The sequence below is a fragment of the Streptococcus infantis genome, from assembly GCF_047460685.1.
GTDB classification, from domain to species: domain Bacteria; phylum Bacillota; class Bacilli; order Lactobacillales; family Streptococcaceae; genus Streptococcus; species Streptococcus infantis_AD.
The window spans coordinates 58721-74199 of record NZ_JASHFS010000003.1; the positions used below are offsets into that span (position 1 = coordinate 58721).

The 15479-nt window shown below is 40.8% G+C and carries 15 protein-coding genes; 14 read left to right on the forward strand and 1 reads right to left on the reverse strand.

From position 1 onward, the window contains the following. Positions 1-205 precede the first annotated feature (205 nt). From dapB to QM917_RS01945, 7 genes are all read left to right on the forward strand, one after another. On the forward strand, positions 206-973 hold the full coding sequence (dapB, locus tag QM917_RS01915; protein WP_414284550.1) for a 4-hydroxy-tetrahydrodipicolinate reductase: 768 nt from the start codon (positions 206-208) through the stop codon (positions 971-973). Further along, complete coding sequence (locus tag QM917_RS01920; RefSeq protein WP_414284552.1) at positions 970-2169, forward strand: CCA tRNA nucleotidyltransferase; 1200 nt, start codon at positions 970-972, stop codon at positions 2167-2169. The genes dapB and QM917_RS01920 overlap by 4 nt, the downstream gene beginning before the upstream one ends. Continuing rightward, the gene (locus QM917_RS01925) at positions 2166-4034 is read left to right on the forward strand and encodes an ABC-F family ATP-binding cassette domain-containing protein (protein WP_414284553.1); all 1869 of its coding nucleotides are present in this window, start codon (positions 2166-2168) and stop codon (positions 4032-4034) included. Before QM917_RS01920 ends, QM917_RS01925 begins: the two co-directional genes overlap by 4 nt. Next, on the forward strand, positions 4034-4627 hold the full coding sequence (locus QM917_RS01930; RefSeq protein ID WP_414284555.1) for a hypothetical protein: 594 nt from the start codon (positions 4034-4036) through the stop codon (positions 4625-4627). The genes QM917_RS01925 and QM917_RS01930 overlap by 1 nt, the downstream gene beginning before the upstream one ends. A 141-nt stretch (positions 4628-4768) precedes the next feature. After that, positions 4769-5281, forward strand: a complete 513-nt coding sequence (locus QM917_RS01935) for an adenine phosphoribosyltransferase (protein WP_004252220.1) — start codon at positions 4769-4771, stop codon at positions 5279-5281. Between the two features lie 194 nt (positions 5282-5475). After that, positions 5476-6420, forward strand: a complete 945-nt coding sequence (metA, locus tag QM917_RS01940; protein WP_004252222.1) for a homoserine O-acetyltransferase MetA — start codon at positions 5476-5478, stop codon at positions 6418-6420. An 8-nt stretch (positions 6421-6428) separates the two neighbouring features. Next, entirely contained in the window at positions 6429-7103 is a 675-nt protein-coding gene (locus tag QM917_RS01945) for a DnaD domain-containing protein (protein ID WP_414284557.1), read from the forward strand. 195 nt (positions 7104-7298) lie between these two features. On the opposite strand, the gene QM917_RS01950 is transcribed toward QM917_RS01945, so the two are convergent. After that, positions 7299-8750 (reverse strand): alpha-amylase, encoded by a 1452-nt coding sequence (locus QM917_RS01950; protein WP_414284559.1) that lies wholly within the window; start codon positions 8748-8750, stop codon positions 7299-7301. Between the two features lie 258 nt (positions 8751-9008). Here QM917_RS01950 and QM917_RS01955 point away from each other — a divergent pair, with 258 nt between their 5' ends. From QM917_RS01955 to QM917_RS01985, 7 genes are read left to right on the forward strand one after another with little or no spacing between them, the layout of a single operon-like run. After that, on the forward strand, positions 9009-10172 hold the full coding sequence (locus QM917_RS01955) for a class I SAM-dependent rRNA methyltransferase (RefSeq protein ID WP_414284561.1): 1164 nt from the start codon (positions 9009-9011) through the stop codon (positions 10170-10172). Beyond that, on the forward strand, positions 10169-10846 hold the full coding sequence (gene aroD / locus QM917_RS01960) for a type I 3-dehydroquinate dehydratase (RefSeq protein ID WP_414284563.1): 678 nt from the start codon (positions 10169-10171) through the stop codon (positions 10844-10846). The genes QM917_RS01955 and aroD overlap by 4 nt, the downstream gene beginning before the upstream one ends. Further along, positions 10836-11690 (forward strand): shikimate dehydrogenase, encoded by an 855-nt coding sequence (locus tag QM917_RS01965; RefSeq protein WP_414284564.1) that lies wholly within the window; start codon positions 10836-10838, stop codon positions 11688-11690. Before aroD ends, QM917_RS01965 begins: the two co-directional genes overlap by 11 nt. Positions 11691-11708: 18 nt before the next feature. Next, positions 11709-12776 carry a 3-dehydroquinate synthase gene (gene aroB / locus QM917_RS01970; protein WP_414284566.1) on the forward strand — a complete coding sequence of 356 codons (1068 nt, stop codon included), beginning with the start codon at positions 11709-11711 and terminating at the stop codon, positions 12774-12776. Positions 12777-12785: 9 nt separating this feature from the next. Then, positions 12786-13952: a chorismate synthase gene (aroC, locus tag QM917_RS01975; RefSeq protein ID WP_414284568.1), complete on the forward strand. Its 1167-nt coding sequence runs from the start codon at positions 12786-12788 to the stop codon at positions 13950-13952. Positions 13953-13961: 9 nt separating this feature from the next. Beyond that, positions 13962-15065 (forward strand): prephenate dehydrogenase, encoded by a 1104-nt coding sequence (locus QM917_RS01980; RefSeq protein WP_414284570.1) that lies wholly within the window; start codon positions 13962-13964, stop codon positions 15063-15065. 11 nt (positions 15066-15076) lie between these two features. After that, a complete protein-coding gene (locus QM917_RS01985) occupies positions 15077-15415 on the forward strand; it encodes a YlbF/YmcA family competence regulator (RefSeq protein WP_414284572.1) in 339 nt (112 codons plus the stop codon). The last annotated feature ends 64 nt before the right edge of the window (positions 15416-15479 follow it).

Genomic DNA, 15479 nt, shown 5'->3' on the forward strand with positions numbered 1-15479 from the left:
TTCTTCCAAGGAGTAGATACTCCTTGATCAGAACTCCTATTTTCACTTTGTGTTCTTACAGGCTTTGTATCTTAAAAATTGAACACGGACTACCTGCCTCTTGAAAAAAGATGCCTGTCTTGCCTTTCGTGGAAAGTCAGTGCCATTCCTTATTTTTCATGGGCAACTAAGGTCCTTTGTATCTTAAACAGGAGTAGAGATTGAGATGAGTATTCGAGTAATTATTGCTGGTTTTAAGGGGAGAATGGGACAATCTGCTTGTCAGATGGTTTTGTCTGATCCTGAACTTGAACTGGTAGCAGTTTTAGATCCTTTTGAGTCTGCATCTGACTGGCAGGGAATTCCAGTATTCAATGATAAGAATGACTTGGCAGGTTTTGAGGCAGATGTTTGGGTGGACTTTACAACACCATCAGTTGCCTATGAGAATACCCGTTTTGCGCTTGAAAATGGCTTTGCTCCAGTTGTTGGAACAACAGGTTTCACTAGTCAAGAGATTGAAGAACTAAAAGAATTTTCTCGTTCTAAAAACTTGGGTGGCTTAATTGCTCCTAACTTTGCCTTGGGTGCTGTCTTGCTCATGCAATTTGCGGCACAAGCTGCAAAATACTTCCCAAATGTAGAGATTATTGAGCTTCACCATGACAAGAAAAAAGATGCTCCTAGCGGAACAGCTATCAAAACAGCGGAATTGATGGCAGAAGTTCGTGAGTCTATCCAACAAGGTGCTAGCGATGAGGAAGAACTCATTGCAGGTGCACGTGGAGCTAATTTTGATGGCATGCGAATCCATTCGGTTCGTTTGCCAGGTTTGGTAGCTCATCAGGAAGTCATCTTTGGCAATCAAGGAGAAGGATTGACCCTACGTCATGACTCCTATGATCGCAGCTCCTTCATGACAGGGGTGAATTTGGGAATCAAAGAAGTTGTCAAGCGTCATGAGCTTGTCTATGGATTAGAACACTTATTATGAGATTAACACAAATGCCTTCTGAATTTCAGAAGGCTTTACCAGTATTAGAAAAAATTAAAGAGGCAGGCTTTGAAGCCTATTTTGTTGGAGGCTCTGTTCGAGATGCCCTCCTCAATCGTCCCATCCATGATGTGGATATTGCGACGTCATCTTATCCAGAGGAGACCAAGCAGATTTTTCCACGGACAGCTGACATTGGCATTGAGCACGGAACAGTTTTGGTTTTAGACGGAGATGAAGAGTACGAAGTGACCACTTTTAGAACTGAAGATGTCTATGTAGACTACCGTAGACCAAGTTCAGTTTCTTTTGTTCGTTCGTTAGAAGAGGACCTCAAACGCCGAGATTTCACAGTCAATGCCTTTGCCTTGGATGAGATGGGAAAAATCATTGATTTGTTCGATGGTTTGAGAGATCTAGATAATCAAGTTTTACGAGCAGTTGGTGTAGCTAGTGAGCGTTTCAACGAAGATGCTTTGCGGATTATGCGTGGTTTCCGTTTTCAGGCCAGTCTTGGCTTTGAGCTTGAGCAAGAAACCTTTGAAGCTATGAAAGATCTGACACCACTCTTAGAGAAGATTTCTGTGGAACGTACTTTTGTTGAATTTGATAAACTTCTACTAGCTCCTCATTGGCGAGCAGGTCTGTCTTCTATGATTGCAAGTAAAGCTTATGATTATCTTCCGGATATGGCTGGTAGTCAGGAGAACCTCCAATCTTTATTTGACTTAGATGCTGATTTTACCTTTGAATCTTCTGAACAAGCCTGGGCTGCACTTTTATGGGTTTTAGAAGTGGAGGATGCTCAACAATTTTTGAAGGCTTGGAAAACTTCGCGTCAATTCGCTAAGCAAGTTCAAGATTTACTTACGATCTTAGAACTTCGTGAAGAAGGGAAACTAAGCAAGCGCGATTGTTACCGTTTTGATCTAGATTTGCTTTTACAGGCTGAAAATCTTCGTCAGGCTCAAGGAAAAGAAGTCAATCCACAGGCTATCGAAGAGACTTATCACAGCTTAACCATCCATGATAAAAAAGAAATTCAAATCAATGGTGGGATTCTCATCAAGGAATACGGCTATCAGCCAGGACCAGAAATGGGAGAAATTTTAGCAGAGATTGAGTATGCCATTGTCGATGGTGACTTGGAGAATGACCGTCAAGCCATCCATGCCTACTTGAGGGAGAAAAAATGAGTGATTTTATTGTTGAAAAACTAAGTAAATCCGTTGGAGACAAGACTGTCTTTAAGGATATTTCCTTTATCATCCATGACTTGGATAGAATCGGTCTGATCGGTGTCAACGGAACTGGGAAAACAACCCTTTTAGATGTGCTTTCAGGAGTTTCTGGTTTTGATGGTGACGTAAGCCCTTTTTCGGCAAAAAATGATTACAAAATTGGTTATCTGACCCAGGACCCAGATTTTGATGATAGCAAGACTGTCTTGGATACTGTTCTATCGAGCGATTTGAAAGAAATACAGTTGATCCGTGAGTATGAATTGCTCATGCTCAACTACAGTGAAGATAAGCAAGCCAGTTTGGAGCGGGTTATGGCGGAGATGGATTCTCTCCAGGCTTGGGAAATCGAAAGTCAGGTCAAGACTGTTCTCAGTAAACTGGGGATTCAAGACCTATCAACTCCTGTTGGAGCTTTGTCGGGTGGTCTCCGTAGACGGGTTCAATTGGCGCAAGTGCTTTTAGGAAACCATGATCTCTTGTTACTAGATGAGCCGACCAACCATCTGGACATTGCGACCATTGAGTGGCTGACCCTCTTTTTGAAAAATTCCAAGAAAACGGTTTTCTTTATCACCCACGATCGTTATTTCCTAGATGCGCTTTCGACGAGAATTTTCGAGTTGGACCGTGCTGGTTTGACCGAATATCAAGGAAATTACCAAGACTATGTTCGCCTCAAGGCTGAACAGGATGAGCGCGATGCAGCTCTTCTCCACAAAAAAGAGCAACTTTATAAGCAGGAATTGGCCTGGATGCGCAGACAACCACAGGCTCGTGCAACCAAGCAACAAGCACGTATCAATCGTTTCCATGATCTGAAAAAAGAAGTCTCAGGAACTACAGCTGAGACAGACTTGAGCATGAATTTTGAAACCAGCCGTATCGGTAAAAAGGTGATCGAGTTTAAGGATGTTTCCTTTGCCTATGATGACAAACCGATTTTGCAACATTTTAACCTTTTGGTTCAAGCCAAAGACCGTATCGGAATCGTTGGGGACAACGGTGTTGGGAAGTCAACCCTTCTTAACCTCATTGCAGGAAGTCTTGAACCAACTGATGGACAAGTTATCATCGGCGAAACTGTTCGCATCGCCTATTTCTCTCAACAAATTGAGGGTTTGGATGAAAGCAAGCGTGTTATCAATTACTTGCAGGAAGTGGCAGAAGAGGTCAAGACCAGCGGTGGTTCTACGACTTCGATTGCAGAGCTGCTGGAGCAGTTTCTTTTCCCACGTTCGACGCATGGAACCTTGATTGAGAAATTGTCTGGGGGAGAGAAAAAACGACTTTACCTCCTTAAACTACTCCTCGAAAAACCAAATGTTCTCCTCTTGGATGAGCCAACCAATGACCTAGATATTGCGACCTTGACAGTTTTGGAGAATTTCTTGCAAGGCTTTGCTGGTCCAGTTTTGACAGTTAGCCATGACCGCTATTTTTTGGATAAGGTAGCGACCAAGATTCTCGCTTTTGAAGATGGTAAGATTCGTCCTTTCTTTGGGCATTATACCGACTACCTAGATGAAAAAGCCTTCGAAGCAGAAGCAACAAGCCAAGTTCAAAAGGCTGAGAAGGAAAAAGTTGTCAAAGTCCGTGAAGAAAAGAAACGCATGACCTACCAAGAAAAGCAGGAGTGGGCAAGTATTGAAAGTGATATCGAAGCCTTGGAAAATCGTATCTCTGTTATTGAAGAAGAAATGCAGGCCAATGGCTCTGACTTTGGCAAACTAGCTACCCTTCAAAAAGAGTTAGATGAGAAGAATGAAGCCTTGCTTGAAAAATATGAACGCTATGAATATTTAAGTGAGTTAGCTTAATGGAAGAAAAAATCATAAAATGGAGCAGTAAGACAATCATCTGGACTACTCTTCTCTGCTTGATTGAGTTAGCTTTTCTGATTTGGATACTCTCTTTTATGATGACCTATCCCAAGGAGGCACCTGTGGGATTGGTGGTATTAATACTCTTTGTTGGTTTCTTAATCATCATTGTTGGATGGATTTTGTATGAACGTTTGCAAATTCTTCTGTCAGATAAAGAGTATTTGAAATGTACGGCTCAAGGATTTTCCTATAAACCATATCCAAAGAAAGACTGGCAGTTTTATTCCTGGGGACAGGTAGAAAAGTTTGCTCTCACGAGAATTAAGGGTAGTAGAAATGCAAGGGATTTTTATATGATTGAGGTTCAGTTTTATGACAAGGAACTTTTAAAATCCAACTTTTTCTGGTATCGTCTTCGAAGTAGATTTACAAGTTCAAAACATTCTAACGTTTTGAAAATCCCAATCTATTTGCTGGATGTTGGCTTACCAAAGAGAGTATTTGAAACCATGTCTTACTTTGAGCGAGAGTGGCGCATCCAACAGAATCGTCAACGGAATCAAACTTCTAAAAGCAAAAAGAAGTAAAGATTTCATTGAGCGAGAGAATCTCCGAATTTTATGAAGGGCTGAGGGGCTTTGGAACGATATTCCAAGGCTTCTTTCTATTTTGCTTTTCTAGGAATTATGGTATAATAAGGAGTAAAAACTTTAAAAGAAAGAAACGCTATGAACTTAAAAGATTACATTGCAAGTATTGAAAATTATCCACAAGAAGGAATTACTTTCCGTGATATCAGCCCATTGATGGCAGATGGAAATGCCTACAGTTATGCTGTTCGTGAAATTGTTCAATATGCTACTGACAAAAAGATTGATATGATCGTAGGGCCAGAAGCGCGTGGATTTATCGTTGGATGTCCAGTTGCTTTTGAGTTGGGAATTGGTTTTGCACCTGTACGTAAACCAGGGAAATTACCACGAGAAGTGATTTCAGCTGACTACGAAAAAGAATATGGTGTTGATACTTTGACCATGCACGCAGATGCTATCAAACCAGGTCAACGTGTTCTTATTGTAGATGACCTCTTGGCAACAGGTGGTACTGTTAAAGCGACAATCGAAATGATTGAGGAATTAGGTGGTGTCGTAGCTGGTTGTGCCTTCTTGATTGAGCTTGACGAGCTAAAAGGTCGTGAGGCAATCGGAGATTACGATTATAAAGTTTTGATGCATTATTAATGAAAAACAGTCCCTAGGGCTGTTTTCTCTTAATGATGATATAAAAAAAGGCTATATCTAGTTAGAGAAAAACTATAATTGAAAACTATATCTTCTTACAGTATAATAAAGGGAAGAAGTGTCATCAGCTGGATTTTTCCATTTGATGACAGTCAGGTTACTTGAGTCCAGTATGATACAGTTAGGAGATTTCCATGCCGATTCGAATTGATAAAAAATTACCAGCAGTTGAGATTTTACAAACAGAAAATATTTTCGTCATGGATGATCAACGGGCGGCTCATCAGGATATCCGACCCTTGAAAATTCTTATTTTAAATCTAATGCCGCAAAAGATTGTAACAGAAACTCAACTCTTAAGACATTTGGCCAATACTCCTCTGCAATTAGATATTGATTTCTTATATATGGAAAGTCACCAATCAAAAACAACTCGCTCAGAGCATATGGAGACTTTTTATAAGACCTTCTCGGAAGTCAAAGACGAGTATTTTGATGGCTTGATTATTACAGGAGCTCCAGTTGAGCACCTTCCATTTGAGGAGGTTGACTATTGGCAAGAGTTTACCCAAGTTATCGATTGGTCCAAGACCCATGTCTTTTCAACCCTGCATATCTGTTGGGGAGCACAGGCAGGTCTATACTATCGCTATGGTGTAGATAAATACCAGATGGAGCAGAAACTTTCTGGGATTTATCCTCAAGATGTTTTGAAAGAAGGTCATCTCCTATTGAGAGGCTTTGATGATTTATATGTATCCCCTCATTCTCGCCATACAGAAGTTCACAAAGAAGATATCCTGAATAAAACAAATCTAGAGATTTTAGCATCAGGAAAAGAGGTGGGAATCTCTATCCTTGCGAGTCGAGATTTGAGAGAAGTATATAGCTTTGGGCATTTAGAGTATGATCGCGATACGCTTGCAAAGGAATATTTCAGAGATCTAGATGCTGGTTTAGATCCACATATACCAGAAAATTATTTCAAAAATGATGACATTCATGAACTCCCATGTATGAGGTGGAGTTCATCTGCAGCTCTCTTTTTCAGTAACTGGGTAAATTATGCAGTTTACCAAGAAACACCGTTTGAGTGGAAGAGTGCGGAAGATGATGTGTCTCATTTTGGATATTTATAAGAGGAATTATGACATATTTAGATGCTTTCAAATCAGGAAACTTAGTGTTACCGAGTGACCTGCTCTTACATTACAATCAACTGTTCTCGTCAAGCGATGATTTCTTGGTTTGGCAGTTCTTTTACCTACAGAATACAACGGCTTTAGGTGAATTGTCTCCAAGTCAGATTGCTGAAAAAATCGGCAAAAATGTCACTGAAGTCAATCAAGCTATTTCACGATTGACTGAGAAAGGGTTGCTTCAATACCGAACCATTGAACTGAATGGCGAAATAGAAGTAATCTTCGATGCAACTCTTGCCTTGGAGCGCTTAGATCAACTGTTTGAAAAACAAGAACCAAGCCAAGCTGTACCTGCTAAAAATGATTTGAAAGACTTGGTGGAAACCTTCCAACAAGAACTAGGGCGTCTCTTGAGTCCTTTTGAAATCGAAGATTTAGAAAAGAGTTTGAAAGAAGACGGAACTAGTGCGGACCTGATCAAAGAGGCCCTACGTGAGGCCGTTTTGAATGGAAAACCAAATTGGAAGTATATCCAAGCTATCTTGCGAAACTGGCGTCATGAAGGCATTAAGAGTGTAGTCCAGGTAGAGGCGAAGCGTCAGGAGAGAGAAGCGACTAATCCTCAAAATGTTCAAGTTTCATCTGATTTTAAAAATGCCATGGATCTTTGGAAAGACTAATTTTAAGTATTGATAATAAAAAATGCCTACAGGCTAGAAAGAAAATCTAGCTTGTGGGCATTTTTTGTGTGTTTTATACTCAATGAAAACCAAAGAGCAAACTAGGAAACGACCCGCAGGTTGCTCAAAACAATGTTTTGAGGTTGCAGATGGAAGCTGACGTGGTTTGAAGAGATTTCGAAGAGTATTAATTGATTAGTTAGCCAGTCCCCATACACTAAGAGAGCGTTCTGTAACTGGGAAATCTCCATAACCTTCAGCATTGATGGTTACTTGGTCAGGATGGTTACCAAGTAAATCAACAAAAGTATGTTCAGCCCATTCTTGACCGATGAACATAGTTTTGGAGTTTGCTTGGCCATTAGAAATTACGATGGCAAGTGGTGATTGATTTTTAGCTCCTGAACGAACCCAACCGATACAATTAGGGTCGTCAAAGTAGTCAGTCTGCTCTCCATAAGCCAACTCTTTTCGAATAGCTAGCAAACGGTCAAGAACATCCTTGAAGTCTTCCTGAGCATACTGTCCTGAAATCCCATAGTAGTCTCCGTAAAAGACACATGGTAGACCCTGCTCACGCAAAAGAATGAGAGCATAGGCTGCTGGTTTAAACCATTCTTCAACAGTAGACTCCAGAGCTTGACCTCGTTGGGTGTCATGGTTTTCGACAAAGGTTACAGCCTTATCTGGCTTGATTTGAACGAGACTATCATTAAAGATGGTACGCAAATCATAGTCTGCACCAGCTTGGCTTGCTTCAAAGAGATTCATATGGAGGCGAACATCGACAAGATCAAAGCGTTCTTCAATCTTTTCAAGGTAGTCCAGATTTGCTTCCTTGTCTGGATTCCAGAATTCTCCAAAGACATAGAAATCTTGGCCATATTTTTCTTTGATATCGCGAATGAAATTGCGCATAAAGAAAGAGTCAATGTGTTTGACTGCATCCAAACGGAAACCAGTTACACCAGTTGTTTCCATAAACCAATCTGCCCAATCGTAGATATTTTTTATCACTTCAGGATGTTTGAAATCTAGATCGGCATACATGAGATAGTCGTAATTGCCATTCTCATTGTCGACTAATTCCTCATGAGCCCAGCCTTTGTTGTCTCCCTGTATCAGATAGATTCCAGATTTACGGCGTTTGGCATCATAGTCAGTTCCAGTAAAGTGGTACCAGTGCCAGTGGAAGTCATTGTAGGTGTTTTGTCGTCCATCAAAAGTAAAACCAGTCCAGCCATTGATGGTAAAAGGTTCTCCTAGTTCCACAGTTCGATCTTCTGGGTCCACTTCGATAACTTGAAAAGATTCTAAATGGTCAGCGGCTGCCTTATGATTTAAGACGATATCAGCCATTGGTTGAATCCCGTGAGATTTTAAGGTTTGGATGGTTTGGAGATAGTCTTCTTTGAAACCGTATTTGGTACGAACAGTGCCTTTTTGGTTAAATTCTCCAAGGTCAAATAAATCATAGACGCCATAACCGACATCCTTTTCATTGGTTGCCTTGAAAGCAGGTGGCATCCAAATATGACTGATTCCCAAATCTGCTAGGTGTTCAGCGTCATCAGCAAGGCGTTTCCAATGTTTTCCGTCATGTGGTAGATACCATTCAAAATATTGCATTAGGGTTTGATTTTTCATAGATAGTCCTCTTACTTAACAGTGATGAGAATTATTGTAGCATAAAGTCAGTTTCTACGCAAACGTTTGCGCTAAAATTAAACTCTTTGAATGTTCTGTCTATTTTTGAAGAATGGGCAGAGACCTGCAAAAATTGAAATATTATAAAAGAATTATAGAAAGATGTACATCCTGCTCTTGTCATGAAGAGTGATGGGATAAAAGCTGTAAATGGTTTCTATTTTGTGAATTGTCACAAAATTTGTTATAATAGTATTTATGAAAAAAGTATTCGTCAGCCGACGTGTTGAAAAAAAGCTAAATAAGGGTCAGATAGTTTTGGAGGAAATTGATTTTCCTGACCTATCTGAAACTGACCAGGAAGTCGAGCTATTTAGTCAAGATAAACAGTTTTTGGGTAAGGCTTATCTATCTCGTCAAAATAAAGGGATTGGTTGGTTCGTAACTAATCAGAAAGTTTCTTTTGACCAAGTTTTCTTTGAAAATCTATTTACTAAAGCCAAACTAAAACGTTCTACCTACTACCAAGATGATTTAACAACGGCCTTTCGCTTGTTTAATCAAGAAGGCGACGGTTTTGGTGGAATGACTCTGGACCTCTATGGGGATTATGTTGTTTTCTCTTGGTATAACTCCTATATTTATCAACTTCGTCAACAGATTCTAGCCGCCTTTGTTCAGGTCTTTCCTGAAGTCTTGAGTGCCTATGAAAAGATACGTTTTAAAGGTCTAGACTTTGAGTCTGCTCATATCTATGGTCAAGAAGCGCCAGAAAATTTTACGGTTCTTGAAAATGGAGTTCTTTATCAAGTCTTCATGAATGATGGCCTTATGACAGGCATCTTCTTGGATCAACACGAAGTCCGTGGTAGTTTGGTAGATGGTCTAGCCATGGGCAAGTCCCTGCTCAATATGTTTTCCTACACGGCTGCCTTTTCAGTAGCTGCTGCCATGGGAGGTGCCAGTGAAACTACCTCTGTTGATTTAGCCAAGCGATCTAGAGAACTGTCAGAAGCTCATTTTCATGCCAACGGACTGACACTCGATCATCATCGTTTCATTGTCATGGATGTGTTTGAATACTTTAAATATGCAAAACGTAAGGGGCTATCTTACGATGTCATCGTTCTTGATCCGCCTAGCTTTGCCCGAAATAAAAAACAAACCTTCTCTGTAGCTAAGGATTATCACAAGTTGATTTCCCAAAGTTTAGAGATTTTAAATCCGGGAGGTATGATCATTGCTAGCACCAATGCTGCCAATGTTTCCCGTCAAAAGTTCACCGAACAAATCGACAAAGGTTTTGCAGGAAGAAGTTACCAGATTTTAAATAAATATGGACTTCCAGCAGATTTTGTCTATAACAAAAAAGATGAAAGCAGTAATTACCTCAAGGTGATTAGCATGAAGGTAACTAAATGAAATTAGTCGTTTCAGTAATGCCAAAGAATTTAGAAGAAGCACAAGGGCTTGATGCCATGCGTTATATAGATGCAGATATCATTGAGTGGCGTGCTGATTTTCTACCAAAAGAAGCTATTTTACAGGTAGCGCCTGCCATTTTTGAAAAGTTTGCAGGTCGCGAACTTCTCTTTACCTTGCGCACACGTGCTGAAGGAGGAGAGATTGACCTGTCATCGGAAGACTATGTTCAGATCATCAAGGATGTGGCTCAACTCTATCAACCTGAATACCTTGATTTTGAGTATTTTGCTCACAAGGATGTTTTTGAGCAGATGCTAGATTTTCCAAATTTGGTTTTGAGTTACCATAATTTCCAGGAAACTCCAGACAATATGATGGAAATTTTGTCAGAACTAACTAGCCTAACTCCGAAAGTAGTTAAGGTATCTGTAATGGCACATACAGCACAAGATGTATTAGACCTCATGAATTTCACACGAGGATTTAAAACCCTCAACCCTGAACAAGAATATGTAACTATTTCTATGGGCAAAGTGGGTAAGGTATCTCGTATCACTTCAGATGTAACGGGTTCAAGTTGGTCATTTGCAAGTTTAGATGCAGCAAGTGCCCCAGGACAAATCTCACTCTCCAATATGGTAAAAATTCGGGAGATTTTGAATGAAGATTAATGGCTACACACGTCTTGCAGCTGTAGTCGCAAATCCTATCAAACATTCCATTTCTCCTTTCATTCATAATAGTGCTTTTGAGGTAACAGAGACAAACGGTGTCTATCTAGCCTGGGAGGTTGAAGCGACTGACTTGGCAGAGACGGTTGCGAATATTCGTCGCTATCAGATGTATGGAATCAATCTTTCCATGCCTTACAAGGAACAAGTAATTCCTTATCTGGACCAGTTGAGCGAAGAGGCTTGTTTAATTGGTGCAGTTAATACAGTTGTGAATCGAGAAGGAACATTAATTGGATATAACACAGATGGCAAGGGATTCTTTAAGAGCTTGCCTTCTTTTAAAATATCAAGGAAAAGACTGGTTTTGTTAGGAGCAGGCGGTGCAGCCAAGGCAATTTTGGCACAGGCAATCTTGGATGGAGTGAGTCAGATTTCTGTCTTTGTTCGTTCTTCATCCATGGAAAAAACAAGACCATACCTAGAAAAACTACAGAATGCGACTGGATTTAGAGTAGATTTATTTGCCTTAGAGGATGTTCAAGATCTTCAAGACAGCATCACTCAAGCCGACCTCTTAGTCAATGCGACTAGTGTTGGTATGGATGGAGTATCTCTGCCAATCCCAGCAAGTGTCGTTTTACCAGAGAAGCTTTTGGTAGCTGATGTGATTTATCAACCCTTTGAAACGCCATTTCTAAAGTGGGCTAAAGGGAAGGGAAATCAAACTATCAATGGGTTGGGTATGCTGCTTTACCAAGCTGCTGAAGCTTTTGAGTTATGGACAGGCAAGGAAATGCCAACAGATCAAATCTGGGAATCACTAAAACAAAAGTACCAATAAAGAAAAAGGAGACCTGCTATGAAAATTAGAATAGACCTTCCACATCATCCTTACGATATTCAGATTGAAAAAGGATGCTTGTCTCAAGCAGGAAAATGGTTGCGCGAACTTTGGCAACCACAAAAAATTGTTATCATAACGGATAACCGTGTGGCTTCACTCTATGCAGAAAAGGTTAAATTGAGTTTGGAGGATGCTGGCTTTCAAGTGGCAGTTTTTGACTTTTTAGAGGGCGAAGAACGAAAAAATCTGACTACAGTTCAAAAAGTCTATGAATTTTTAGTCAAACAGGATATGACTCGTAGTGACGGCATCGTAGCCCTCGGCGGTGGTGTAGTTGGCGATTTGGCTGGTTTTGTGGCTTCAACCTACATGCGAGGAGTTCATTTCGTTCAAATTCCGACTAGTTTGACAGCTCAAGTCGACTCTTCAATCGGGGGTAAGACAGGAGTGAATACTCCTTTTGCCAAGAATATGGTGGGGACTTTTGCTCAGTCGGATGGTGTTTTGATTGACCCAACTGTTCTTGAGACCTTGGGTAAGAGAGAGTTGATTGAAGGAATGGGTGAAGTCATCAAGTATGGCCTCATCGAAGATCCAGAGCTTTGGGACCTATTATCTGATATGGATGGTTCTGTAGAGAGTATTTTGGAGCATTCAGAAAGTTTGATTGAGCATTCTTGCCAGGTCAAGCGCAAGATGGTAGTTGAAGATGAGTTGGATAATGGCATTCGTTTATATCTCAACTTTGGTCATACAATTGGCCATGCCATTGAAGCAACTGCTGGTTACGGAAAAGTCATGCACGGTGAGGCAGTAGCTATGGGAATGGTTCAGGTCTCTAAGGTAGCAGAAGAAAAAGGACTCATGCCAGCTGGAATAACCCAGTCTATCCGAGAAATGTGTCTGAAGTATGGTCTTCCTGTTGAATATGAAAACTGGGATGTCGATAAGCTCTATCAAGCATTGACTCATGATAAAAAAGCGCGTGGGAATACCATGAAGTTAGTTTTGGTACCTAAGCTTGGTTCAGCGATGATTCACCCAGTTTCTCTGGAAGAAATGAAAGATTACTTAGTAAAATAAGGAGAATGTATGAGATATTTAACAGCAGGAGAATCACATGGTCCTCGTCTGACAGCAATAATTGAAGGAATCCCAGCAGGTCTTCCTTTAACTGCAGAAGATATTAATGAGGATCTCAAACGTCGCCAGGGTGGATACGGACGTGGTGGTCGTATGAAGATTGAAAGTGACCAAGTTGTCTTTACTTCTGGTGTTCGCCACGGGAAGACGACAGGGGCTCCCATTACCATGGATGTCATTAACAAAGACCATCAAAAATGGCTAGATATCATGTCTGCCGAGGATATTGAGGATAAACTTAAAAGTAAACGAAAAATCACACATCCTCGCCCAGGTCACGCTGACTTGGTAGGAGGTATCAAATACCGCTTTGATGATTTGCGAAATTCCCTGGAACGTTCATCTGCCCGTGAAACGACTATGCGAGTGGCAGTTGGAGCTGTTGCCAAGTGTTTATTGACTAAGCTTGATATCGAAATTGCCAACCATGTTGTTGTTTTTGGTGGCAAGGAAATCGATGTTCCAGAAAACTTAACAGTCGCAGAGATTAAAAAACTAGCTGCCCAGTCAGAAGTTTCTATCGTCAACCAAGAACGTGAGCAGGAGATCAAGGATTATATTGACCAAATCAAACGTGATGGAGATACTATTGGTGGTGTTGTCGAAACAGTTGTCGGTGGTGTTCCGGTTGGTCTGGGTTCTTATGTTCAATGGGATCGCAAACTAGATGCGAGACTAGCTCAAGCAGTTGTTTCAATCAATGCCTTTAAGGGTGTGGAGTTTGGACTTGGTTTTAAAGTAGGTTATCTCAAGGGCAGCCAAGTCATGGATGAAATCCTCTGGTCACCAGAAGATGGCTATACTCGTCGGACTAATAATCTCGGAGGTTTCGAAGGTGGTATGACCAATGGCCAACCGATTATTGTCCGTGGGGTTATGAAACCAATTCCGACTCTCTATAAGCCATTAATGAGTGTCGATATTGAAACCCATGAGCCTTATAAGGCAACGGTAGAGAGAAGTGATCCAACCGCTCTTCCAGCAGCAGGTGTTGTTATGGAAGCAGTCGTAGCAACGGTTTTGGCTCAAGAAATCCTTGAGAAATTCTCCTCTGATAATCTGGAAGAATTAAAAGAAGCTGTTGCGAAACATCGGGAGTATACAAAGAATTATTAAGGAGTTCTTATGGCAAAAACCATTTATATCGCAGGACTAGGTTTGATTGGTGCTTCCATGGCACTCGGAATCAAGCGGGATCATCCTGATTATGAAATTTTAGGATACAATCGTAGTCAAGCGTCTAGAGATATTGCCTTGGAGAGAGGAATGATTGACCGAGCGACGGATGATTTTGCCAGTTTTGCTCCACTTGCAGACGTCATCATTCTTACCCTGCCAATCAAGCAAACTATTGCCTTTATTAAGGAATTGGCCAACTTGGACTTGAAAGAAGGTGTCATTATTTCCGATGCTGGATCGACCAAGTCAGCTATCGTGGCTACAGCTGAGAAGTGTTTTGCTGATAAGTCCGTTCGCTTTGTCGGGGCCCATCCCATGGCAGGAAGTCACAAGACAGGAGCGGCTTCTGCCGATGTTAATCTCTTTGAAAATGCCTACTATATCTTTACGCCTTCGAGTCTGACAACTCCAGATACGCTTGAAGAAATGAGAGACTTGCTGTCAGGTCTTCATGCTCGTTTCATTGAAATCGATGCTGAAGAGCATGACCGAGTGACTTCTCAGATTAGCCATTTTCCGCATATCTTAGCATCAGGCCTGATGGAACAAACTGCAAGTTATGCTGAAGAGCATGAAATGGCGCGACGCTTTGCGGCCGGTGGTTTTCGTGATATGACTCGGATTGCCGAAAGTGAGCCGGGTATGTGGACTTCTATCCTCTTATCCAATCGGGATACCATTATTGAACGCATCGAAGACTTCAAGGGCCGTTTGGACGAGATTGGACAAGCTATCAGTAAGGGTGATGAAAACCAAATTTGGAATTTTTTCAATCAAGCGCGTGAGCAACGTCAAGCTATGGAAATCCATAAACGCGGTGGAGTAGATAGCTCATTTGACCTTTATGTAGATGTTCCCGATGAAGAAGATGTGATTTTACGCATCTTGGAATTGCTACGTGGAACTTCTTTGGTCAATATCCATATCAATGAGGAAAACCGTGAGGATGTTCACGGGATTCTGCAAATTTCCTTTAAGAATGCTCAGGATTTAAAACGTGCTGAGCAAGTCATTACAGAAAATACTGACTACACAGTCGTTATTAAATAAGGAGGACAATTATGTCAAATATTTATGATAGTGCAAATGCACTTAGTCGTGGACTGCGCGAATTGCCTGAATACAAGGCGGTTAAAGAAGCTAGAGATGCCATCCAAGCAGATGCAGAAGCTAGCAAAATTTTTGCAGATTATATTGCTTTTCAACATGAAATCCAAGTCATGGCCCAAACTGGTCAAATGCCAGACGCTTCTTTCCAAGAAAAAATGGAAAACTTTGGTAAGTTGATTCAAGGCAATGCTCTCTTGTCAGAATTCTTTGCCAAACAGCAACAACTTTCGATCTACCTTTCTGATATTGAAAAAATTGTCTTTGAACCAATTTCAGAACTGTTAAAATAAGAATTTACCTCATAAAGTCAGGAATTTTTAAGAAATTTCTGACTTTTTATGATAAAATAAGAAA